At 64.6% G+C, this 21,662-nt stretch carries 23 protein-coding genes; 16 read left to right on the top strand and 7 right to left on the bottom strand.

What is annotated here, in order from left to right:
• Nucleotides 1-8 precede the first annotated feature (8 nt).
• From BJI69_RS00880 to asnS, 4 genes are read right to left on the bottom strand one after another with little or no spacing between them, the layout of a single operon-like run.
• Nucleotides 9-797, bottom strand: coding sequence for an SDR family oxidoreductase (locus BJI69_RS00880; RefSeq protein ID WP_046981367.1), 789 nt, complete (start codon nt 795-797; stop codon nt 9-11).
• A gap of 28 nt (nt 798-825) precedes the next feature.
• On the bottom strand, nt 826-1,158 hold the full coding sequence (locus BJI69_RS00875; RefSeq protein WP_071924825.1) for a hypothetical protein: 333 nt from the start codon (nt 1,156-1,158) through the stop codon (nt 826-828).
• Nucleotides 1,159-1,164: 6 nt separating this feature from the next.
• Nucleotides 1,165-1,992 carry a MalM family protein gene (locus BJI69_RS00870; RefSeq protein WP_046981366.1) on the bottom strand — a complete coding sequence of 276 codons (828 nt, stop codon included), beginning with the start codon at nt 1,990-1,992 and terminating at the stop codon, nt 1,165-1,167.
• A gap of 14 nt (nt 1,993-2,006) precedes the next feature.
• Nucleotides 2,007-3,410 (bottom strand): asparagine--tRNA ligase, encoded by a 1,404-nt coding sequence (gene asnS / locus BJI69_RS00865; RefSeq protein WP_071924824.1) that lies wholly within the window; start codon nt 3,408-3,410, stop codon nt 2,007-2,009.
• Nucleotides 3,411-3,536: 126 nt separating this feature from the next.
• Between asnS and BJI69_RS00860 the strand changes: the two genes are divergently transcribed.
• From BJI69_RS00860 to BJI69_RS00835, 6 genes are all read left to right on the top strand, one after another.
• The gene (locus tag BJI69_RS00860; RefSeq protein WP_071924823.1) at nt 3,537-3,863 is read left to right on the top strand and encodes a HesB/IscA family protein; all 327 of its coding nucleotides are present in this window, start codon (nt 3,537-3,539) and stop codon (nt 3,861-3,863) included.
• 274 nt (nt 3,864-4,137) lie between these two features.
• On the top strand, nt 4,138-4,560 hold the full coding sequence (rpsF, locus tag BJI69_RS00855) for a 30S ribosomal protein S6 (RefSeq protein WP_046981370.1): 423 nt from the start codon (nt 4,138-4,140) through the stop codon (nt 4,558-4,560).
• A gap of 15 nt (nt 4,561-4,575) precedes the next feature.
• Nucleotides 4,576-4,806, top strand: a complete 231-nt coding sequence (gene rpsR / locus BJI69_RS00850; protein WP_029214018.1) for a 30S ribosomal protein S18 — start codon at nt 4,576-4,578, stop codon at nt 4,804-4,806.
• Nucleotides 4,807-4,916: 110 nt separating this feature from the next.
• Nucleotides 4,917-5,363 (top strand): 50S ribosomal protein L9, encoded by a 447-nt coding sequence (gene rplI, locus BJI69_RS00845; protein WP_046981371.1) that lies wholly within the window; start codon nt 4,917-4,919, stop codon nt 5,361-5,363.
• 194 nt (nt 5,364-5,557) lie between these two features.
• Nucleotides 5,558-6,973 carry a replicative DNA helicase gene (locus BJI69_RS00840; protein WP_075019284.1) on the top strand — a complete coding sequence of 472 codons (1,416 nt, stop codon included), beginning with the start codon at nt 5,558-5,560 and terminating at the stop codon, nt 6,971-6,973.
• 45 nt (nt 6,974-7,018) lie between these two features.
• Complete coding sequence (locus tag BJI69_RS00835; protein ID WP_046981372.1) at nt 7,019-8,467, top strand: flavin-containing monooxygenase; 1,449 nt, start codon at nt 7,019-7,021, stop codon at nt 8,465-8,467.
• 124 nt (nt 8,468-8,591) lie between these two features.
• Here the strand turns inward: BJI69_RS00835 and BJI69_RS22175 are convergent, their stop codons facing one another.
• Nucleotides 8,592-8,975, bottom strand: a complete 384-nt coding sequence (locus tag BJI69_RS22175; RefSeq protein WP_125902950.1) for a hypothetical protein — start codon at nt 8,973-8,975, stop codon at nt 8,592-8,594.
• Between BJI69_RS22175 and BJI69_RS00825 the strand changes: the two genes are divergently transcribed.
• The 5 genes from BJI69_RS00825 (at nt 8,974) to radA (ending at nt 14,880) form a co-directional block, all read left to right on the top strand.
• A complete protein-coding gene (locus BJI69_RS00825; RefSeq protein WP_046981374.1) occupies nt 8,974-9,747 on the top strand; it encodes an SGNH/GDSL hydrolase family protein in 774 nt (257 codons plus the stop codon). The genes BJI69_RS22175 and BJI69_RS00825 overlap by 2 nt on opposite strands.
• 159 nt (nt 9,748-9,906) lie before the next feature.
• Nucleotides 9,907-10,875 (top strand): CsgG/HfaB family protein, encoded by a 969-nt coding sequence (locus tag BJI69_RS00820; RefSeq protein ID WP_071924821.1) that lies wholly within the window; start codon nt 9,907-9,909, stop codon nt 10,873-10,875.
• A 401-nt stretch (nt 10,876-11,276) separates the two neighbouring features.
• Nucleotides 11,277-12,194 carry a CsgG/HfaB family protein gene (locus tag BJI69_RS00815; RefSeq protein ID WP_244890726.1) on the top strand — a complete coding sequence of 306 codons (918 nt, stop codon included), beginning with the start codon at nt 11,277-11,279 and terminating at the stop codon, nt 12,192-12,194.
• A gap of 122 nt (nt 12,195-12,316) precedes the next feature.
• Nucleotides 12,317-13,405, top strand: coding sequence for an alanine racemase (alr, locus tag BJI69_RS00810; RefSeq protein ID WP_046981439.1), 1,089 nt, complete (start codon nt 12,317-12,319; stop codon nt 13,403-13,405).
• Nucleotides 13,406-13,488: 83 nt separating this feature from the next.
• Complete coding sequence (gene radA, locus BJI69_RS00805) at nt 13,489-14,880, top strand: DNA repair protein RadA (RefSeq protein WP_046981440.1); 1,392 nt, start codon at nt 13,489-13,491, stop codon at nt 14,878-14,880.
• Nucleotides 14,881-14,972: 92 nt separating this feature from the next.
• Here radA and BJI69_RS00800 read toward each other — a convergent pair whose 3' ends face one another.
• On the bottom strand, nt 14,973-15,770 hold the full coding sequence (locus tag BJI69_RS00800) for a cytochrome C assembly family protein (RefSeq protein WP_046981441.1): 798 nt from the start codon (nt 15,768-15,770) through the stop codon (nt 14,973-14,975).
• 120 nt (nt 15,771-15,890) lie between these two features.
• Here BJI69_RS00800 and ffh point away from each other — a divergent pair, with 120 nt between their 5' ends.
• From ffh to rplS, 5 genes are all read left to right on the top strand, one after another.
• A complete protein-coding gene (ffh, locus tag BJI69_RS00795; RefSeq protein ID WP_071924819.1) occupies nt 15,891-17,282 on the top strand; it encodes a signal recognition particle protein in 1,392 nt (463 codons plus the stop codon).
• Between the two features lie 99 nt (nt 17,283-17,381).
• Nucleotides 17,382-17,633, top strand: coding sequence for a 30S ribosomal protein S16 (gene rpsP, locus BJI69_RS00790; RefSeq protein WP_046981443.1), 252 nt, complete (start codon nt 17,382-17,384; stop codon nt 17,631-17,633).
• Complete coding sequence (gene rimM, locus BJI69_RS00785) at nt 17,633-18,148, top strand: ribosome maturation factor RimM (protein WP_046981444.1); 516 nt, start codon at nt 17,633-17,635, stop codon at nt 18,146-18,148. The genes rpsP and rimM overlap by 1 nt, the downstream gene beginning before the upstream one ends.
• Nucleotides 18,149-18,165: 17 nt before the next feature.
• Nucleotides 18,166-18,948 (top strand): tRNA (guanosine(37)-N1)-methyltransferase TrmD, encoded by a 783-nt coding sequence (gene trmD, locus BJI69_RS00780; RefSeq protein ID WP_046981445.1) that lies wholly within the window; start codon nt 18,166-18,168, stop codon nt 18,946-18,948.
• Between the two features lie 13 nt (nt 18,949-18,961).
• A complete protein-coding gene (rplS, locus tag BJI69_RS00775) occupies nt 18,962-19,360 on the top strand; it encodes a 50S ribosomal protein L19 (RefSeq protein ID WP_046981446.1) in 399 nt (132 codons plus the stop codon).
• A gap of 210 nt (nt 19,361-19,570) precedes the next feature.
• Here the strand turns inward: rplS and BJI69_RS00770 are convergent, their stop codons facing one another.
• Nucleotides 19,571-21,634, bottom strand: a complete 2,064-nt coding sequence (locus BJI69_RS00770; protein ID WP_046981447.1) for an EAL domain-containing response regulator — start codon at nt 21,632-21,634, stop codon at nt 19,571-19,573.
• Nucleotides 21,635-21,662: the final 28 nt, after the last annotated feature.

Genomic DNA, 21,662 nt, shown 5'->3' with positions numbered 1-21,662 from the left:
GGCGCGCCTCAGTTGAGGCTACGCGTGCGACCGCCATCGACGGTGAGGCTCACCCCGTTGACGTAGCCGGCGGCAGGGCTGGCGAGGAAGGCGATGACCGCCGCGACTTCCGCCGGGTCGCCGAAGCGGGCCGCGGGAACGCTGGCGAGCAGGCCTTTCTCGACTTCGTCGCGGCCACGGCCGGCCTTGACGCTGGCCTCGACGAGGGCTTCCAGGCGCGGCGTGCGCGTATAGCCTGGGAGCACGTTGTTGACCGTGATGCCGTCGGGTGCGACTTCAGCCGACAGCGTCTTCGCCCAGCCGGCGACGGCGGCGCGCACGGTATTGGAGACACCGAGATTGGGGATCGGCTCTTTGACCGACGTGGAAATGACATTGACGATGCGCCCGTAGCGCGCCTCGCGCATGCCCGGAAGGCAGGCGCGGGTGATGACCTGTGCCGCGATGAGGTGCTGGCGGAAGGCGACCAGAAAGGCGTCGGGCTCGGCCTGCGAGGCAGGACCGGGAGGCGGCCCGCCGCTGTTGTTGATGAGGATGTGGACCGCATTGAGATGCACCACCCCGGCAATCGACGCAGCCAGGGCCTCGGTGTCGAGCATGTCGACGGCCACGTGGCGGTGTTTCTGTCCGGGATGGGTCGCTGGCAATTCGGCGGCCAGGGCGATGAGCGCATCGGCGGAGCGCGAGAGCAGGGTGACGTTGGCACCCAGTTCGGCCAGTTCGAAGGCGGTGGCCCGGCCGATGCCCTGGGAGGCGCCGCAGACCAGCGCGTGACGACCGGTGAGGCGAAGATCCATGCGTGCTCCCTGGTTGGGTGGTGGCCTGTCAGGCCTGTCTCATCGCCCACCACTGTAGCGCCATCGCGGCGAACCAGCACGGCCATGCGAGCCACGGCGCACGACGCCACCAGCGCTGCCAGCGATTGAGGTCGTCGTCGTTGAACAGGGCCGGCGCATCGGAGCGCAGTACGCGGCGCATGCGCAGCCAGTTGGCCATGCCATTCGGGCGTCCGGTGTCGGCCTCGGTGATCGTCTTCCACTGGTCGGGATAGCGCTGGCGCAGCAGGGACGTGAAACGCCACTGCGCGATGAAGTGGAAGACGAAGGCCGCCACCGCACCGAGCAGTAAAAGGAGGTAGAGAAGGACCGCGGTCTGCATGCTCGATCAGCTGCCGTTTTCTTTCTTGGACGGGTCTTTCTTGTCTTTGCCTTCGCCCAGGATATCGGTGGTGACCACCTGGCGGATCGTGGAGATCACGCCATTACCCGGTTGGGCCTTGTCGCAGACGGCGTTGCCGATCGCCTTCTTGTACGTGTCGTTCTGCATACCGACGAACAGCACGCCATCGGGACCGTGCGGAATCTTGAAGCTGCCCGCAGCGGCCATCTTCACCGGCGCCTCCGCCGAGAAGTTGCTCGGCGACTGCTCCCAGTAGGTCTGGCTCTTCTGCTGCTTGGTCGAGGAATAGACGACCATGTAACGGGCCTTGTCGTCCTCGACCTTGAACTTGCCGAAGGCGCCCGTCGTTTCACTGGTCCAGCCCATGTACTCGCAGAGCTGGATGTCTTCGGCGTGCAAGGGCTGGAAGGCGTCGTCGAGCAGTACCACCGTGGGTGCGAACAGATAGCTCGAGCTCAGCCAGCGCCCATTGAGTTCGGCTTTCATGGCGACGGTGTAGGGCATCTGTGCGCCGGCGGGCAGGCGGAAGGCCAGGAAGTAGCTGCGGTCGCCGTTGAGGTTGGCGACCGGGCTGTCCTTGTCCAGCGAGAAGCGCTGCGGCTGCCAGGGCAGCATGTCCTGGTAGGACAGGTCGGCAAAGCTGCCGCAGCAGGGCGTGGCGTTGTCGAGTGCCTTGCGCGCGAGATCCACCGTGTTCGACGGATTCTCCGGCGGGCGGAAGTTCGGCGGCACGATGGCTTTCATCGTGTGGCAGGCCGCGAGCGTGAGCATCGCGGCGGCGAGGAGCAGGGAACGTACGGGGGAGGAGGGCATAAGGGTCGTGGTTCTTAGAACTCGGCACTCCCTGCCGCGCGGGGATAGGGGATGGCGTCGCGGATATTCGCGAGGCCGCACACGTAGACGAGGAGACGCTCGAAGCCGAGACCGAACCCCGCATGCGGCACGGTGCCGTAGCGGCGCAGGTCGCGATACCAGTTGTAGACCTCTTTATCGAGGCCGAACTGATCCATGCGGCGATCGAGATAGTCCAGGCGCTCTTCGCGCTGGGCGCCGCCGATGATCTCGCCGATGCCCGGGGCAAGGACGTCCATCGCCGCCACGGTTTTACAGTCGTCGTTCAGACGCATGTAGAACGCCTTGATCTCTTCCGGGTAGTTCATGACGACCACGGGTCGGCCGATATGTTCCTCGGCGAGGAAGCGCTCGTGCTCGGTCTGCAAGTCGACGCCCCAGGCCACCGGATGCTCGAACTTCTTGCCGGACTTCTGCAGGATCTCGACCGCCTCGGTGTACTGGATGCGCTCGAACGGCTTGTCGATGAAGGCTTCCAGGCGCGAGATGGCATCCGGCTGGACGCGCTCGGCAAAGAAGGCCATGTCGTCGGCGCGCTCGTCGAGGACCGCCTTGAAAATGCCCTTGAGGAACAGCTCGGCGAGGTCGGCCATGTCGTTGAGGTCGGCGAAGGCGACCTCGGGCTCGACCATCCAGAATTCCGCCAGGTGGCGGGTGGTGTTCGAGTTCTCGGCGCGGAAGGTCGGGCCGAAGGTGTAGACCTTGCTCATCGACAGGGCGTAGGCCTCGACGTTGAGCTGGCCGGACACGGTCAGGAACGCCTCGCGGCCGAAGAAGTCCTTGCGCCAGTCGATACCGCCCTTGTCGTCGCGCGGCAGGTTGGCCAGGTCCAGCGTGGACAGCCGGAACATGTCGCCGGCGCCTTCGGCGTCCGAGGTGGTGATGATCGGCGTGTTGATCCAGAAGAAGCCCTGTTCGGTGAGCAGGCGATGGATCGCCATCATCATCGTGTGGCGGACGCGGGTCACGGCACCGAAGAGGTTCGTACGCGGGCGCAGATGCGCGACCTCGCGAAGAAACTCCATGGAATGCTGCTTGGGCTGGATCGGGTAGGTCAGCGGGTTCTCGACAAAGCCGGTCACCTCGACCTTGGTAGCCTGGATCTCGTAGGCCTGGCCCTTGCCCTGCGAGGGGACCAGCTTGCCCGTGACGATGAGGCCCGCGCCGGCCGAAAGGCGTTTGACGTCGGTCTCATAGTTGGCGAGATCGCCAGTGGCGACGACCTGGATGGGGGCGAAGCAGGAGCCGTCGCTCACGTTCACAAAGGACAGACCGCCCTTGGATTCACGCAAGGTGCGGACCCAGCCGCGTACAGTGACTTCGTGTTCCGCCGCGGTCGTGCCGCCTGCGAGAGCCTGCTTGACGCTTACCACCGTCATCGATTGAAACTCCAGAAAAGGCACCGCACTTTAAAGAGGGCGCATGGGACGCGACCCTGCATGATAATGTAAGGGCCACGTGAACGGCAGCGTTCTCCCGATATACCACGGTAAAAAAACGTCTTCATGAGCATCCAGATCACTCCTGCTGCATCCGACCGCATGCGCGCCTTCCTGGCCAAGGCCCCCGAGGCCGCCGGCGTGCGGTTCTCCGTCAAGCGGATGGGCTGCTCGGGCTTCGGCTACGTGGTGGACCTCGCTGGCGCCATCGCCTCGGACGACGAGGTCATGGATATCGACGGGATCCGCGTGGTGGTCGACCCCAAGAGCCTGCCTCTGGTGGAAGGCACCCTGATCGACTTCCAGCGGCAGGGCCTCAACGCCTCCTTCGTCTTCCACAACCCCAACGCAACGGGTGAATGTGGCTGCGGCGAGAGCTTCACCGTCGCGTAGCGGCGGTGTGTGGGCCATCGGCCCACTGTAGGAGCCGATTCACCGGCGAAAAGCCAACGGAGCGGCGTAGCCCGACGCTGATCGCCGATAAATCGGCTCCTGCCGGCAGCTGCAGCCCCTGGCGATCCGCCCACCAGGGCGTCGACCCTTGCGATAACCCCCCATCTCTCCTTACAATGCGCGGCTGGCTCTCCCTAAAGGGGGGTCTTCTTGCCTCACCGCACGTTGCGGGAGGCTGCCATCCCCGCAAGGGGTGCATCCACAAGGAGTCACCATGCGTCATTATGAAGTCGTGTTCCTGGTCCATCCGGACCAGAGCGAACAGGTGCCCGCCATGATCGAGCGCTACAAAGCGCTGATCGAAGGCGACAACGGCAAGATCCACCGCCTCGAAGACTGGGGCCGCCGTCAGCTGGCTTACCCGATCGCCAACCTCGCCAAAGCTCACTACGTGATGCTGAACATCGAGGTTTCGCAGAATGCCCTGAACGAACTCGAGACGGGCTTCCGCTTCAACGACGCCGTCCTGCGTCACCTCGTGGTTCGCCGCGACGAAGCCGACCTCGAGCCGTCCTTCATCCTCAAGAGCAAGGAAAAGGACGAGCAGAAGGGTTCGCGTCGCCGTGACGACGACGACAGCGGCGACGATCGTCGCGGCGGTCGCGACAACGACAACGATCGCGACAGCGACGACTAATCGGGGATCACAGCCATGTCTAAATTCTTCCGCCGCCGCAAGTTCTGCCGTTTCACCGCCGAAGGCGTCAAAGAGATCGATTACAAGGATCTCAACACCCTCCGTCAGTACGTTACCGAGAACGGCAAGATCGTCCCGAGCCGCATCACGGGCACGAAGGCACGCTACCAGCGCCAGCTGGCGACCGCGATCAAGCGCGCTCGCTTCCTCTCGCTGCTGCCGTACACCGACAACCACGACGTCTGATCATCCTGCGCCCTCCCGTTACCGGTGAGGGCGTTTGGGTTCAGTCATTTCGGACAACCGTCCTGGCTGCACGGGGCCCATTCCGTGCTAACGAAAAGTAAGGAAATACCATGGAACTCATCCTCCTCCAGAAGGTGAAGAACCTCGGCGACCTCGGCGACAAGGTCAGCGTCAAGCCGGGTTACGGCCGTAACTTCCTCCTTCCGACTGGCAAGGCCGCTCGCGCGACCGCCGCCAACCTCGAAGCGTTCGAAGCACGTCGTGCCGAGTACGAAGCCAAGGCCAAGGAGCAGCTCTCCGGTGCCGAGGCCCGTGCCGCCAAGCTCGACGGCGCCGAGGTCACGATCGAAGTCAACGCTTCGCCGGAAGGCAAGCTGTTCGGCTCGGTCACGCCGCGCGACGTTGCCGAAGCCCTGACCGCCAAGGGTCTGGAAGTCGACAAGAGCGAAGTGATCCAGGCCGAAGGCCCGTATCGCGTTGTTGGCGAATACGACGCGGTTGTCGTGCTCCACGCCGACATCCAGCAGACGGTCAAGGTCAAGGTGGTCGGCGCGTAAGCTCCGATCCCCCTGCGATCCTCGGAAGCGGGCGCCGAAAGGCGCCCGTTTTCGTTTGGGGGCTCGTTCCGGCCCGTTTCGCCCACAGGTTATCCACAGACTTATCCTCTCAACGGGTGAGACATCCCCGCGTATCATGGCCGCACGGCCAGGCCGTCCCGGCCAGGGGCGCCGTCAGCAACACGAGGTATTCCATGTCCTTCAATCCCGAGCGCGGTGAGCGCGGAGACCGCAAGCGTCGTCGTGAGCCCACGCCGTTCGACTCGCTGCGTATTCCTCCGAATTCGATCGAGGCCGAGCAAGCGGTGTTGGGCGGTCTCATGCTCTCACCCGATTCGCTGGACAAGGTGGCCGACAAGCTCACCGACGACGATTTCTACCGCAAGGACCATCGCCTCATCTGGCGGGCCATCAACGAGCTCGCCAACAAGGGGATGCCCTGCGACGCGATCACGCTCGGCGAATGGTTCGTCGCCAACGACCTGGCCGAGATGGTCGGTGGCGCCAGCTACCTCATGGAGTTGGCCAACTCCACGCCCAGTGCGGCGAACATTGGCGCCTACGGCGACATCGTTCGCGAGAAGTCCGTGTTGCGCATGCTGATCGACGCCGGCACGTCCATCACCGAGGACGGATTCCGCCCCGAGGGCAAGAGCGTCCAGGAAGTGATGGAGCTGGCCGAGCAGCGTGTGTTCCGCATCGCGGAATCCGGTGCGCGCGGCAAGAAGGACATCGTCTCGGTGCGTGAAGCGGTCGGCGAAGCCTTCCGCATGCTGACCGAGCGCTACGAAAAGCGTGGCCAGCTCACCGGTCTCTCCACCGGCTTCACCGATCTGGATGAACTCACCTCCGGGTTGCAGCCGTCGGATCTCATCATCGTCGCGGCGCGTCCGTCGATGGGTAAGACCGCGTTTGCGTTGAACCTCGCCGAAGCCGCCGCCATGCGCGGCAAGAAGGCCGTCGCGGTGTTCTCGATGGAAATGTCGGCCTCACAGCTGGCCTTCCGTCTGATTTCCTCGCTCGGCCGCGTGCACGCGCAGCACCTGCGTAACGGCGATCTCGCCGAAGAGGACTGGCCGCGTGTCACCTCGGCCATCACCATGCTGTCGGACGCGAAGATCTTCATCGACGATACGCCGGCCATGTCGCCGGTGGAAATGCGCTCGCGTTCGCGACGCCTGCAGCGTGAGCATGGCCTCGGGCTGATCGTGATCGACTACCTGCAGCTGATGCAGGTGCCCGGCAACAGCGAGAACCGCGCGACGGAAATCTCCGAGATCTCTCGTGGCCTGAAGGCCCTGGCGAAGGAACTCAACGTGCCGGTGATTGCCCTGTCGCAGTTGAACCGATCCCTCGAGCAGCGTGCCGACAAGCGTCCGATGATGTCCGATCTTCGCGAATCCGGCGCTATCGAGCAGGATGCCGACGTCATCATGTTCATTTACCGCGACGACTACTACAACAAGGAGTCGCCGGATAAGGGCCTGGCCGAGATCATCATCGGCAAGCAGCGAAACGGCCCGACCGACACCGTGAAACTGGCCTTCCTCGGCCACTACACCAAGTTCGAGAACTGGGCGCCGGATTCCTACGTAGGCACCTTCGACTGACACCCCTGAAAGGCGTACGCTGTTCCCGCACACGCGGGGGTGCGCATGTCCACCGACCACTACGATGTCCTGATCATCGGCGCCGGCCTGTCCGGCATCGGCATGGCGTGCCGACTGGCGATGGCCTGCCCGGAAAAGCGGGTGGGCATCCTCGAACGCCGCCACGCCATCGGCGGCACCTGGGACCTGTTCCGTTACCCCGGCGTGCGATCCGATTCGGACATGTTCACCTTCGGCTACGGCTTCCGGCCATGGAACGAGTTGAAGGTACTGGCGGACGGCCCGTCGATCCGTGAGTACGTCGTAGCCACGGCGCGCGACTACGGCATCGAGGCGAAGATCCGCTTCGGCCTGAGCACGACGCACGCCTCATGGTCTTCCGTAGACGCCCGCTGGACGGTCACCGCTGTCGACGAGCAGGGCGACGAACAGGTGTTCACAGCGGGTTTTCTCGTGGGTTGTACGGGCTACTACGCCTACGACCGCGGTTACATTCCCGCGTTTCCCGACCTCGATCGCTATAAGGGACGCTTCGTCCATCCACAGGTGTGGCCGGACGACCTCGATTGGGAGGCAAAACGCGTGCTCGTCATCGGCAGCGGCGCGACGGCGATCACGCTCGTCCCTGCGCTGGCGCAAAAGGCGGAGCATGTGACCATGCTCCAGCGTTCACCGGGCTACGTTTTTTCCGTTCCTTCGCGCGATGCCTTGTCCGCCGCCTTGCTTCATGTGCTGCCGGCAGGTGTCGTGTATGCGATGGCGCGTCGACGCAACATCGCGCTGCAGCGTTTGCTCTATCGCGCCGCGATGCGCTGGCCAAGGCGCATGCGCGCTTTGCTTCTGGCTGGCGTGCGTCGCCGCCTCGACGGTGCGGCCACCCTCGACGATTTCTCGCCGACGTACGATCCGTGGACCCAGCGACTTTGCGTCGTGCCCGACAACGATCTGTTCGACGTCCTGCGTGAGGGCAAGGCCTCCGTGTGGACCGATACCGTCGCTGGCTTTACGGAGACGGGTGTCCGGTTGTCATCCGGTGCCACCATCGACGCGGATGTCGTCATTTCCGCCACGGGATTTCAGGTGCAGGTCCTCGGTGGAATGACCCTCGATGTCGACGGTATCGCTCGCGATCCCGGCCGCCTGCTGACCTATAAGGGCGTGCTGCTGGACGGTGTGCCGAACGCGGCCGTGCTGTTCGGCTACATCAATGCATCGTGGACGCTGAAGGTGGATCTTGCAGCGCAATATGTCTGTCGCCTGCTGCAACGGATGGACGAACGCATGGCCGTCGTCGCGGTGCCGCGAGCGCCGTCTGGTCAGGCGTTGGACACCTGCATTCTCGACGCACTGACGTCCGGCTACGTGATGCGCGGTGAAGCGGCCTTGCCCAGGCAGGGCCGGGACGCACCGTGGCGTGTGACGCATCGTTATGAAGACGATCGTCGCGTGCTGCTCGATGAGCCGGTCGACGATGCGTGGATGGAGATGTTCTAGATCGCTGGCAGGAGGCGGCGGGCCTTCGCCTGGAGCAAGGCGACCAGGTCGGGATCCACGCCATTCCGGAAGGTTGCACGGCGCGGGTCGTATGACCGACTATCCGCCCGGGGTGATCTTATCGTCAGGGGATGGAACCATGCGTTGTTTCGTACATCACGATGCCGAAGCGGTGGGCGTTTGCAGGTGTTGCTTCAAAGGAGCGTGCGCGGCCTGCGCGATATCCGTGACGAATGGCCTCGCGTGCTCGGCGGTCTGCCGTCCCGTGGCCGAGGACATTGCCCAGCTTCAACTGGTGACCTTGCGGAACCAGGGCATCTATCGTTCTCAGCGACTCATCCAGCCCGCCATGGCAGTCCTCTTCGTAGTGACGGGAGCGTCCATGGTTTACTCGTATCCTTCGTGGTCTCTTGGCTGGATTTTCACGGCCGCCGGTGTCGTCACGGGTCTGGCGCAGGTCGTTTCCTCTCGCCGTCGTCGCACGGCCTGACAGCGAGGTGGTAGCCATGCGTACGAGTCTGTTTCTCGCGGCGATAGGCTTCGCCGGGTCGGCGATCTCGGCCATCTCGGCGACGGAGCAGGCTCGAATCTCGCTGCCCGACAACCCGACCGCCGACCAGCGCGCCGACATCGAGCAGCGCCTGAACGACTGGCCGCTGCTCGCACGATTCGCCGCGGACAACGCAGCCCTTCCGGCGCCCAAGCCGGGCGAGAAGCGTGTCGTCTTTTTCGGCGATTCGATTACCGACTTCTGGGGACGATCGGTGGGCGAGTTCTTCCCGGGGAAGGGTTATATCAATCGCGGCATCAGCGGGCAGACGACACCGCAGATGCTCGTTCGCTTTCGTGCGGATGTGATTGCACTGAAACCGGGTGTCGTCGTGATCCTGGCCGGAACGAACGACATTTCAGGGAATACCGGCGCGTCGACCCTGGCGATGACCGAAGACAATCTTTCCTCTATGGCCGAGCTGGCACGCGTCCATGGCATACGCGTGGTGATCGCCACGCTGCTGCCGGTGAGCGACTATGTCGATGTAACGCAGACGACGCGGCGTCCGCCGGCCCAGATTCTCGCCTTGAATCGCTGGATTCGCGACTATGCGTCACGCGAGCATCTGGTCCTCCTGGATTACTACCCGGCCATGGCCGATGCGAGTGCCGCTCTTGCCAGAACGCTGACTGACGATGGCCTGCATCCGAACGCGCAGGGCTATGCGGTGATGGCGCCGCTTGCGCAGCGTGCGGTGGATGCAGCACTGGCGACACCGTCGCGTTAGATGTCGCTGTCAGACGATGTCGCTGTGCGGAGCATAGGCAACCCTGAGGATCCGCACTGCCAGATTCGTACGGCGTTTTAGGACAATTCCCCGCATACGGACCTCGGTCCTGTCGATAGCATCGTGCGCTCTTTCGAGTGGCACAGGACAGGACCGATCATGAAAATCACCCACAGGCACGCCTCGCTGGCGTCGCTTGCGCTTGGCATCACCGTTTCGTTGTCGGCGTGCACTGCGACGAATCCACTCGTTGCGCGCACGCAGAAGGAGCACGTGGCCAAGGTCGCCGCCATCCCGCATTGCGCGCGCAAGCTGGGCACGCTCTCGGTGATCGAGCCTGAGGGCGACGTGCACTGGTGGACCCAGCAGCAGTTGCCGTCACCGACGAAGCTCATCAAGGTGTTCGTCAACAAGTCCGGTTGCTTCACGCTGCTGGACCGAGGCATGGGCATGAACGCCGCGATGCGCGAGCGCGCGCTGGCGGCGGGTGGCGAGCTTCGCGGCGGCGCCAACCTCGGCAAGGGGCAGGTCAAGGCGGCGGACTACGTCATGGTTCCCGATCTGGTTTCGACCAATGCCAATGCCGGCGGCAGTTCGCTCAGTGCACTCGCAGGCGGTCTCATCGGCGGCGGCGCCGGCGCGCTTGTCGGTGCGATCAACATCAGTTCGAAAACCTCCGATGTCGTGCTTACGGTGACCGACGTTCGTTCGTCCGAGCAGGTGGCGATGACCGAAGGGCACGGTGAGAAGAACGACATCGGCCTGGGCGCCGGCGGCTCATTCTTCGGTAGCCAGGGACTGGGTGGCGCCGGCATCGGCGGTTATGCGAATACCACGGTCGGTCAGGTCATCACCATGGCCTATCTGGATGCCTACACGAAGCTGGTTGGCGAAATGGGCGGCATGCCCGGTAACGCGTCGGCGGCCAATGCTCGTCAGTCCGGCACGGTACGCGTTGCCACGCGCATGTTTCCCACCGCCAACATGAAGGGCAAGGCGGTTCGGTCACTCGATCCCGGCATGACGGTGTATCCCACCGGAGACAAGGTGGGCGCGATCTGGGAAGTGGACGACGAGCATGGCAACCGCGGCTGGTTGTCGTCCGAGCACTTCGATCTGGCGAAGTAAGTGCGGGAGGGCGCCCGGGGCGACGGAATGGGCCATGCCCCGCCCCGTCGCGCCGGGCGTTTTGCTGTCCGGCGGGCGAGGTGGATCATGTCATCATCCCTTGCTACCATTTGGCACGAACGGGTTGCGCTCGCCGAGAGCAGCCCAGTGACGCATCAGGGGATGCGCCACGTTGCCGTGAATCGCCCGGCTCTCAGACAGGGGATGTCTTCATTGCGCCAATCCAGGCTTTACCCATGACCGCCGCGAAGACCCGTCTCTTCGTCGTGTGCGCGTGGGCATGTTCCCGCTCTTCGTCCTGGTCCGGGAAGAGCGGTGTTGTTTCGACTCAACGGATCACTAAGGGGCTTGATGATATGGAAGGCACGAGAACCCGGCGCATCGCCGGTGCAGTAGCGTTGATGACGATGGCGATGGCCTTTCCGGCGGCCCAGGCGCAGGTCAAGAGCGCCCAGACGCTGCGCGACGAGAAAATGACCGAAATCCCGACCTGCGCGAAGCCGCTGGGCACGCTGGCCGTGGAAGAGCCGGAAGGTGGCGTGAGTTGGTGGACCGCGCAGCAGCTGCCGGCGCCGTCGAAGCTGATCAAGGTGTTCGTGAGCAAATCGCATTGCTTCACCCTGGTGGACCGCGGTGCCGGTCTCGACCAGGCGATGAAGGAGCGTGCGCTCGGTGCGAGCGGCGAGCTTCGCGTCCAGTCCAACGTCGGCAAGGGCCAGATCAAGGCGGCCGATTACGTCATGGTTCCCGACCTGATTTCGAAGAACGACGATGCAGCCGGTGGTGGCGTCGGCGGCGTGCTCGGCGGCCTGATGGGCAGCAAGGTTGGCCGCATCGCCAGCAATGTGAGCTTCAAGACGAAGACCGCCGACGTGACGCTGACGATCACCGACGTGCGTTCGAGCGAACAGGTCGCCATGGCCCAGGGCCAGGCCAAGAAGACCGATCTGGGCATCAACGCCTCGGGCGCGCTGTTCGGCAGCTCCGGCGTCGGCGGTGCGGGCGTGGGTGGCTATGCGAACACCGAGATGGGTCAGCTGATCACCATGGCCTATCTGCAGGCCTATAGCGATCTGGTCGGCCAGCTCGGCGGCCTCAACGGCAATGCGTCGGCCAGCAACGCCCAGCAGGCCGTTACCGTGGCCAAGCCGGGTCGCCTGCTCGCGAACGCGAAAGGCACCGGCACCGCCGTGCGGACGCTGGACCCGGGCATGATGCTTTATCCCACCGGTAACAAGGACGGCATGATGTGGGAAGTGCAGGACGAACTGGGTAACAAGGGCTGGGTCTCCTCGACCCTGATCGAGTTGTCCAAGTAACACCTCGGCGAGGGCGGGCACCAACCCGGTGCCCGCGCTCGCCATGACTGCGCCACACGGCTGCCCGGTGGATGCGGATAGACTGAGTGGTCCGTTCTACGAGCGTCACCGCGTCCCAGCCCATGAGTCGTACCACCGTTGCCACCGTCCACCTGGGCGCCTTGCGCCACAACCTCGCCCGCGTCCGTGCCCTGGCGGGGGACGCCAAAGTCATGGCTGTGGTCAAGGCCGACGCCTATGGGCATGGTCTGGAGCGTGTGGCCCGCGCACTCGATGGCGAGGCGGAAGCCTTCGCCGTCGCAGCCATTGCCGACGGCCTGCGTCTTCGCGCCGCCGGTCACCGGCAGCGCATCGTCGTGCTCTCCGGCCCCGATACCCCCTCTGACATCGCGGAAATGCAGCGCCTCCGCCTGGATGCGCTGATCCACCACGACGCCCAGTTGCCCTGGCTTGCCAAGGCCGATCCGCTGCGCGGGCCGTTGCGCGTGTGGATCAAGGTCGATACGGGCATGCATCGACTCGGCTTCGACCCGGTACGTGCGCGTGAAGTCCACGCCGCCTTGCTGGCCATGCCGGCCATCGATCGCGAGCTGGGACTGATGACTCACTTCGCGTCGTCGGAAGAGTTCGAGGGGCGTGAGACCGCCTTGCAGATCGCCCGCTTCCGGGAAGGGACGGCAGGTCTGGCGGGCCCGCGCGCCTTGTCGAATTCCGCGGCGGTATTGGGTTGGCCCGATGCGCGTGGCGACTGGGTCCGCACGGGTGGTCTGCTTTATGGGCTCTCGGTGGTCGAAGGTCGCAGTGGCGCGGACTTCGGGTTTCGTCCTGCGATGACGCTGGCCACTCGCCTCGTGGCGATCAACCGCCTCGTGAAGGGTGAGCGCGTCGGATACAACGGCACGTACGAGTGCCCCGAGGACATGAACGTCGGCGTGGCGGCGATCGGCTACGGCGACGGCTATCCGCGGAGTGCCACACCGGGAACGCCGGTCCTGATCAACGGCCGTGCCGCCCCACTGGTCGGTCGCGTCTCGATGGACCTGATCACGATCGACCTGCGTGGTGTCCCCGATGCGCGCACCGGCGACCGCGTCACACTTTGGGGCGAGGGCCTTCCTGTGGAGACGGTCGCTGCCGCCGCAGGCACGATCTCCTACGACCTCACCTGCGGCATGACCCGTCGCGTACTCTTCGTCGACGACGAAAGTTGATCGCTGCCTTGCTTCCTGCGTATCGCTCCGTGCGACGCGGTCGCGTTATATAGCTCCCTCCCTTTCCGGAAGACCACGACACGATGGCCAAGGCCAAGACCGCCTACGTTTGTACCGAATGCGGTGCCGAGCACAGCAAATGGCAGGGCCAATGCGCCGAATGCGGCGTTTGGAATGTCCTGTCCGCCTTCGTCGTCGAGTCGGCCAAGCCCGCCGCGGTCGTGTCGATCGGCGCGCAGCGCGGCGGCTACGCCGGCGCAGCCGCCGGTGCACCCAGGATCACGGCGCTCACCGACGTCCTGCTGACTGCGGAGGCGCGCACGCACACGGGCATCGGTGAGCTCGATCGCGTGCTCGGCGGTGGCCTCGTCGAGGGTTCGGTCGTCCTGATCGGTGGCGACCCCGGCATCGGCAAGTCCACCTTGCTGCTGCAGATGCTCGGTACGCTGGGCGCGGTGCTTCCCAGCCTGTACGTCACCGGCGAGGAATCCCTTTCCCAGGTGGCTGCCCGCGCCCAACGCCTCGACCTGCCGTTGGCGCCGCTACACGCGCTGGCGGAAACCTGCATCGAACGCATCCTCGAGCAGGCGATGGCCGCGCGACCGCGCGTCCTGGTGATCGACTCCATCCAGACGATCTGGACGGAAATGCTCACCGCGGCGCCGGGTTCGGTCAGCCAGGTGCGCGAGTCGGCGGCGAAGCTCACTCGCTTCGCCAAGGAAACCGGCACGTCCGTCTTCCTGGTCGGTCACGTGACCAAGGATGGCGGCATTGCAGGCCCGCGCGTCCTCGAGCACATGGTCGACGCCGTGCTCTATTTCGAGGGGGAATCCGGCAGCCGCTTCCGTGTGCTGCGCGCCTTCAAGAACCGCTTTGGCGCCGTGAACGAGCTCGGCGTCTTCGCCATGTCCGAGAAAGGCCTGCGTGAAGTGCCGAACCCCTCGGCGATTTTCCTCTCCTCGCACGCGGGCCCCACGCCTGGCAGTGCCGTCATGGTGACGCGTGAAGGTACGCGTCCCCTCCTGGTGGAAGTGCAGGCGCTCGTCGACCAGTCCTCGTTGGGTAATCCCCGTCGCGTCGTGATCGGTCTGGAGCAGAATCGTCTCGCCATGCTGCTCGCCGTGCTGCACCGGCATGGTGGCATCGCCGCCTACGATCAGGATGTCTTCGTCAACGTGGTCGGTGGCATCCGCGTACAGGAAACGGCTTCCGACGTACCGGTGCTGATGGCCGTGCTCTCGAGCCTGCGTGATCGCCCGTTGCCGGAAAAATCCATCGCCTTTGGCGAAGTGGGTCTGTCGGGCGAGATTCGTCCGGTGCCCAACGGCGAGGAGCGTCTCAAGGAAGCGGCTACGCACGGCTTCCGCCGCGCCGTGGTGCCTGCAGCGAATGCGCCGAAGAAAGGCCGCGTCGGCGAGATGGAAGTCATCGGCGTGGAGCGTCTGTCCCAAGCCATCGACGCCTGCCGCGAGTAGGTGAATGTGGGAGCCGCTTCAGCGGCGAAAAGCCAACGGAGCGGTGACGCGGGAGCCATCGCCGCTGAAGCGGCTCCCACAGAACGCAGCGCTTAGCCGGTGCGGTGCAGGATCAACTCCAGCACCAGCTTCGTCCCGAAAAACGCCAGCAACAACACGCCCATGCCGATCAGGGTGAGGTTCACCGCGCGCGTGCCGCGCCAGCCGTAGCGCCAGCGGCCCCAGAGCAGCACGCCGAAGACGATCCAGGCCACGATCGACAGTACCGTCTTGTGCACGAGGTGTTGGCTGAACAGGTTGCCGACGAAGAGCGTGCCGGTCACCAGGGTCAGGGTGAGCAGGACGAAGCCCACCGCGATCAGTCGGAACAACAGCACCTCGGTGAGGGTGAGCGGGGGCAGGGCGCGCAGCCAGTGGCCGAACTTGCTCCGCCGCAACGCCCGCTCCTGGATCGCCAGGAGGATCGCCAGCGCCGCGGCGATCGAGAGAATGCCGAAAGCGAGCACGGCGATCGTCACGTGCAACTCGATCTGCCAGGTCATGGCTTCCGGCGCCGTTCGCGGCGCAATGAAGGCGTCCATGGCGAGGAAGACCGCCGACAGCGGAAAAATCAGGATGCCCAGCCCGGCCACCGGACGGGACAGGTTCACCACCAGGGTGAGGGCGGAGGCGATCCAGGCCACCAGGGACAAGGCGGCGAAGAAATGCAGGTCCAGCGTGCCGCGATGGGCGCTGAGGAGCAGTCCGGCGTGGGCTAGCGCGGCCAGGGTCGCCATCGTCATGCCGACGCGCGCCAACGGTTGACCGCCCGTCATCAGCGGTCGTGCGAGGACGCCTGCAGCGGACAGGTAGAGGGCGACGGCGGCGAGCGCGAGGATGGCGACGATCATGGACGCGGAGTGTGGCATAGCCGCCGGGAAGCGTGAATGCGACACGTTGGCATTACCCGTCGTACGGGCAGGGGCCAAGTCCGGCTATAATCCGTCGTTTACAGCATTCATCGACTCGCCATGTTCGAATCGCTCAGCCAACGCCTCTCCGATACCGTCAACCGCCTGCGTGGTCGCGGCCGGCTGACCGAAGAAAACATCCGCGAGACCCTGCGCGAGGTCCGCATCGCCCTGCTCGAGGCCGACGTGGCCTTGCCGGTGGTGAAGGCGCTGATCGAGCGTGTGAAGGTCCGCGCCGTCGGCCAGGAAGTCCTCAAGAGCCTTTCGCCGGGCCAGGCGCTGGTCAAGGTCGTCAGCGACGAACTGACCACCGTCATGGGCGTGGCCAACACCGAGCTGAACCTCGCGGCCACGCCGCCGGCCATCGTGCTGATGGCGGGTCTGCAGGGTGCGGGTAAGACGACCACGGTCGCCAAGCTCGCCCGCTTCCTCAAGGAGCGGAAGAAGAAGCGCGTCATGGTCGTCAGCTGCGACGTCTACCGTCCGGCGGCGATCGAGCAGCTGCGTACACTGGCCGAGCAGGTCGATGTCGCGTTCTTCCCGTCGGAAGCCGGCCAGAACCCGGTCGACATCGCGAAGGCCGCTATTGCCGCCGCCCGCCGCGAAGTGATGGACGTGCTGCTGGTCGATACGGCCGGTCGCCTGCACATCGACGAAGCCATGATGGACGAGATCAAGGCCTTGCACGCCGCTCTCAATCCCATCGAAACCCTGTTCGTGGTCGACTCGATGACCGGCCAGGACGCGGCCAGCACGGCCAAGGCCTTCTCCGACGCGATTCCGCTCACCGGCGTGGTCCTGACCAAGACGGACGGTGACGCCCGTGGCGGTGCCGCGCTGTCGGTGCGCTACATCACCGGCCGTCCCATCAAGTTCATGGGTGCCGGCGAGAAAACCGACGCCCTCGAGCCGTTCCACCCGGATCGCCTGGCCCAGCGCATTCTCGGCATGGGCGACGTCCTGTCGCTGGTCGAGGAAGTCGAGCGCAAGGTCGACCAGGAAAAAGCCCAGAAGCTGGCCGAAAAGGTCATGAAGGGCAAACGGTTCGATCTCAACGATATGCGAGATCAGCTCGAGCAGATGTCGAACATGGGCGGCCTGGCCGGTCTCATGGACAAGCTGCCGGGCATGGGCAACCTGCCTGACAACGTCAAATCCAAGGTCAACGACAACGAACTGAAGCGCATGGTCGCGATCATCGGGTCGATGACCAAGAAGGAGCGCCGTCACCCGGATCTCCTCAACGGTTCGCGCAAGGCCCGCGTGGCTCGCGGCTCCGGCACCCAGCCGGCCGACGTCAATCGCCTGCTCAAGCAGTTCATGCAGATGGAAAAAATGATGTCCAAGCTGTCGAAGGGCGGCAGCAAGGGCCTCATGCGCCAGATGCGTGGCGCGATGAAAGGCATGGGCGGTATGGGCGGAATGGGCGGCGGTATGCCGCCGATGCGCTGAACCCCTTCCATTTTCTACAACTTTCGCTAAAATGCCGGGTTTACCACGCCCGCATCTAGCGCGCGTCTGCCGGCAACCGGCAATTCTGGAGCTCGTAATATGGTTAAGATTCGTCTTTCGCGCGGTGGCGCCAAGGGCCGTCCGTTTTATCACGTCGTCGTGACCGACCAGCGCAACAAGCGCGACGGTCGTAACATCGAGCGCGTGGGCTACTACAACCCGGTCGCTTCGGGCGCTGATAAGCGTCTCGAGCTCGACGTTGCCAAGGTCCAGGCCTGGATCGCGAAGGGTGCACAGCTGACCGATAAGGTCCGTGCCCTCGTGAAGGAAGCCGGCAAGCTGGCTGCTTGATGTCGACAGGGCTCGGTAAGCGCGTCCGGCTCGGACGCATTGTCGGGCTCTACGGCGTGCAGGGTCAGGTCAAGCTCGAGAGCTGGACCGAACCCCGTATTCAGATCTTCCAATACCAGCCCTGGCTGCTGACCGCGCCGGGCGTGGAGAAGGAGATCGGCGGGATCCGCGGACGCGCGCAAGGTAAGGGCCTCGTGGCCACCCTTCCGGGCATCGAGGATCGCGACAAGGCGACGGCACTGATCGGCTGCGAAATTACCGTTTCGCGTGACGTGCTGCCGCCACCCGCACCGGGCGAGTTCTACTGGACCGATCTCGAGGGTCTCGAGGTTGTCACCACGGAGCACGTCGTCCTGGGACGGGTGAACCATCTCTTTGCTACCGGCGCCAATGACGTCATGGTGGTGAAGGACGGTGAAAGGGAGCGACTTATCCCGTTCGTCCAGGGCCCCTACGTGCACTCCATCGATTTCGATGGCCAGCGCATCGTGGTGGACTGGGACCCCGAGTTCTAGAGCAACGATTCCCAATCATGCGTATCGATGTGGTCTCGTTGTTTCCCGATTTCGTCCGCCAGTCGGCCGCGGTCGGGGTGGTCGGCAGGGCGCAGCACCGCGAGTTGTTGCAGGTGGAAACCTGGAACCCTCGTGACTTCGCTCCCGACAAGCATCGCACCGTGGACGGCCGCCCCTTTGGCGGTGGGCCGGGCATGGTGATGCTGATCGACCCGTTGCGAGCCTCGCTCGCGGCGATTCGTGAAGCGGCACCGGAACCGGTGCACGTGATTTACCTCAGCCCGCAAGGTGCGCGGCTGACACAGGGTAGGGTCGAGGCGCTGGCGAATATGCCGCGAATTGCCCTGATCTGTGGACGTTACGAGGGCGTGGACGAACGCCTGCTGCAGCACGAGGTCGACGAGGAGCTCTCAATCGGCGATTATGTGCTGTCTGGCGGGGAGCTTGCTGCAGCGGTGATCATCGATGCGGTGGGTCGTCTTCAGGACGGTGCGTTGAACGACGCGCAGTCCGCCCAACAGGACTCCTTCTCGGATGGCCTGCTGGATTGCCCGCATTACACCCGTCCCGAGCATCACGATGCCTGGGGCGGCGTGCCGGAGGTGCTGCTTTCCGGCGATCACTCGGCTATTCGCCGGTGGCGTCGCAAACAGTCGCTAGGTCGTACCTGGCTACGCCGGCCGGATTTGCTAACGCAGCGTGCGCTCGATGAGGAATCGAGGGTATTGCTGGATGAATTCCGCCGTGAATATGCACGGCTAAACGGTGCGGCCGATTCCGACCGCCGTAACGAAAATTGATGACAGGTGCGCCATGAACAAACTTCTCCAACAGTTCGAAGCCGAGCAGATCATCCGCCAGCTGCCGGATTTCGGTCCTGGCGACACCGTGGTCGTCAACGTCAAGGTTAAGGAAGGCGCTCGCGAGCGCGTCCAGGCTTTCGAAGGCATCGTCATTGCCAAGCGCAGCCGCGGCCTGCACTCCGCCTTCACCGTGCGCAAGATCTCGCACGGCACCGGTGTCGAGCGCGTGTTCCAGTCCCACAGCCACGCTATCGACTCGGTCGAAGTGAAGCGCAAGGGCAAGGTCCGCGGCGCCAAGCTGTACTACCTCCGTGGTCTGGAAGGTAAGGCTGCCCGCATCAAGGAAGACGTGGCCGCCGCCGCTGCCGCCAAGGTCGCGAAGAAGGCCGCCGCTGCCGCCGCCCAGTAATTCGGGTAGCTACAGCGCAAGAAAAAGCCCGCGAGCGATCGCGGGCTTTTTTATGTCTGGTCTTTGGGCCGAACGCTGCGGACCCTGCTTTCGGTAGGAGCCGATTCATCGGCGATCCCGCGGCAGCGGGCCAGATAGCTCGATGGCAATGGATCGCGCCGCTAAACCGCTTCGTTGGCTTTTCGCCGATGAATCGGCTCCCACATTTCTTTATACGGGCATGTATTCCTCGGCCAGCACTTTCGCCGGCTCCTGCAGGAAGTTGCCCTGGACGAAGTCCACGCCGCAGGCGAACAGCAGCGAGGTGCTCACGGCATCCTCGACCCACTCGGCCACGGTCTGCTTGCCCGAGGCATGGCCTTCCTTGCAGATCTCGGCAATCTTTTTCTGGTTTTCGGGATGCTGCGGCAGGTCGGTCATGAAGCTGCGGTCGATCTTCAGGAAGTCCGCTTCGACGTGGTTGAGCATCTGGAACGAGTTGAGGCCCGAGCCGAACTGCTCGATGGCGAATCCGCCACCCGCCTTGCGCCAGCCGGCCACGAACTCCTGCGTGGGACGCAGGCTGGTCAGCACCTTGGACTCAGGCATCTCGATGACCAGGGTACTGCGACGCAGCTTGGCGGTTTCGAGGCGACGGCACAGCCAGGGCAGCAGGTCCGGATCTTCCAGCGACTGCAGGGTCATCTTCACGAAGTAGGTCGTGGTGAGCCCGTCGTTCTCGCGGTGGGCCAGCGCGTCGATGGCATGGCCCAGCACCCAGCGATCGATGGCCGGGAGCAGGCCGTTGCGCTCGGCCACGGGGAAGAAGTACGAGGGCAGCACATCGCCCTTCGGGCCGCGCATGCGCACGAGGATCTCGTAGAACTCGCCGGCGGCGTCCTGCAGGCTGATGATCTGCTGGTGATACAGGCGCAGGCCATCGGTCGACAGCGCATGGCGAACGAGGTCGAGCCAGTACTGCTCGCGCTCGGCGTCCGCTTTCTCCCGGGCGCTGGGGTCGTGCAGCTCGACGCGGTTGCCGCCCTGGTTCTGGGCGTTGCGCAGGGCGGCACTGGCCTGCTCGAGGACGGCCTCGGTGCTGGCGTTCTTCTCGGCGATCAGGGTGCCGCCAATGGTGATCGTGACATTCAGCGAGCGCGTGCCGGCATCGATGATGTGTTCGGCGATGCTGGTCCGCAGGCGCTCGGTGAGCGCGGCGTGCTCGAGGTCGCCCCGCGGCGCCAGGATGAGGCCGAGTGTGTGGTCGCCCAGCACGCCGGCGACATCCTCCTCGTCGATGGATTCGTTGATCTTCGCAGCGATGGCGGCGAGCAGCTTGTCCGCGTTGCCGATGCCTGCGCTGGCGACCATTTCCTTCCAGTTGTCCGGCTCGAGCAGGAGCATCGCCTGGCCTTCCCGGCCCGCTGCCGCGGCGGCCACGGCCTCGTCGATGTGTTCGAGCGTGCGCGCACGGTTGAACAGGCCGGTGACCGAATCGCGCTGGAGCTGGGCGACCAGGGCCGCATCGACCATCTGCTGGCGGAACACGATCTGCAGGCAGGCTTCGCCCTCGAATGTGGCATGCGCGAAGTCGACCAGCGCCTTGAAGGTGCCGCCGTCGTCGCGGCGCGCCAGCAGTTCCAGTGGCGGTGGCGTCTTCTCGCCCTTGGACAGGCCGCGCAGCACGCCCTTGAAGTCATCGGCATGGGTGCCGGCGATCAGGTCGAGGATCGGCAGGCCCAGGATGTCGTCGAATTCGGCAAAGCCGAAGGCCTCGAGATAGGCCTGGTTGACGCGAACGTGCATGCCTTCGTGGACGTAGGCGATCGCGTCGCGCGAGGAATCGAGCAGGGAATCGCAGCGACGCTCGGTCTCGCGCAGCGAGGTTTCCAGGCGACGCACCTGGCGCCGCGTGGAGAGGGCTTCGAACTCGCGCTGGACCACGGCCAGGACCTGGTCGGAGCGCTTGCGCAGTGCCACGCCACGCGATCCGCTGGCGAACAGGTCCGCCACGCTATCGTCGCTGAGGCTGTTGACCACGGCGATCAGCGCGAGGTCGCGTCCGCTGGAATCCAGCTGGCGGGTCACCGACGCGGCGTCGATGCCCGGCACGCCGGGGTTCATCAACACGAGGTCAGGGACGAGTTCGTCCAGGGCGGCCTGGATTTCCGCCAGGCTGGTCGCCCGGGCGGGGCGCACGGCGATGCCGCCGTTGCGCAGTACGTTGATCAAAAGCTCAGCGTCTTCCACCGAGTCTTCGATGAAGAGAATCCTGATGACGTTGTCGTGTTTCATGCCGTTCCGAAAGCCGCTTTTACCCGCG

The organism is Luteibacter rhizovicinus DSM 16549 (assembly GCF_001887595.1).
Lineage (GTDB): Bacteria > Pseudomonadota > Gammaproteobacteria > Xanthomonadales > Rhodanobacteraceae > Luteibacter > Luteibacter rhizovicinus.
The sequence above is the reverse complement of the archived record's forward strand: the minus strand, read 5'-3'. Positions and strand labels throughout refer to the sequence as shown.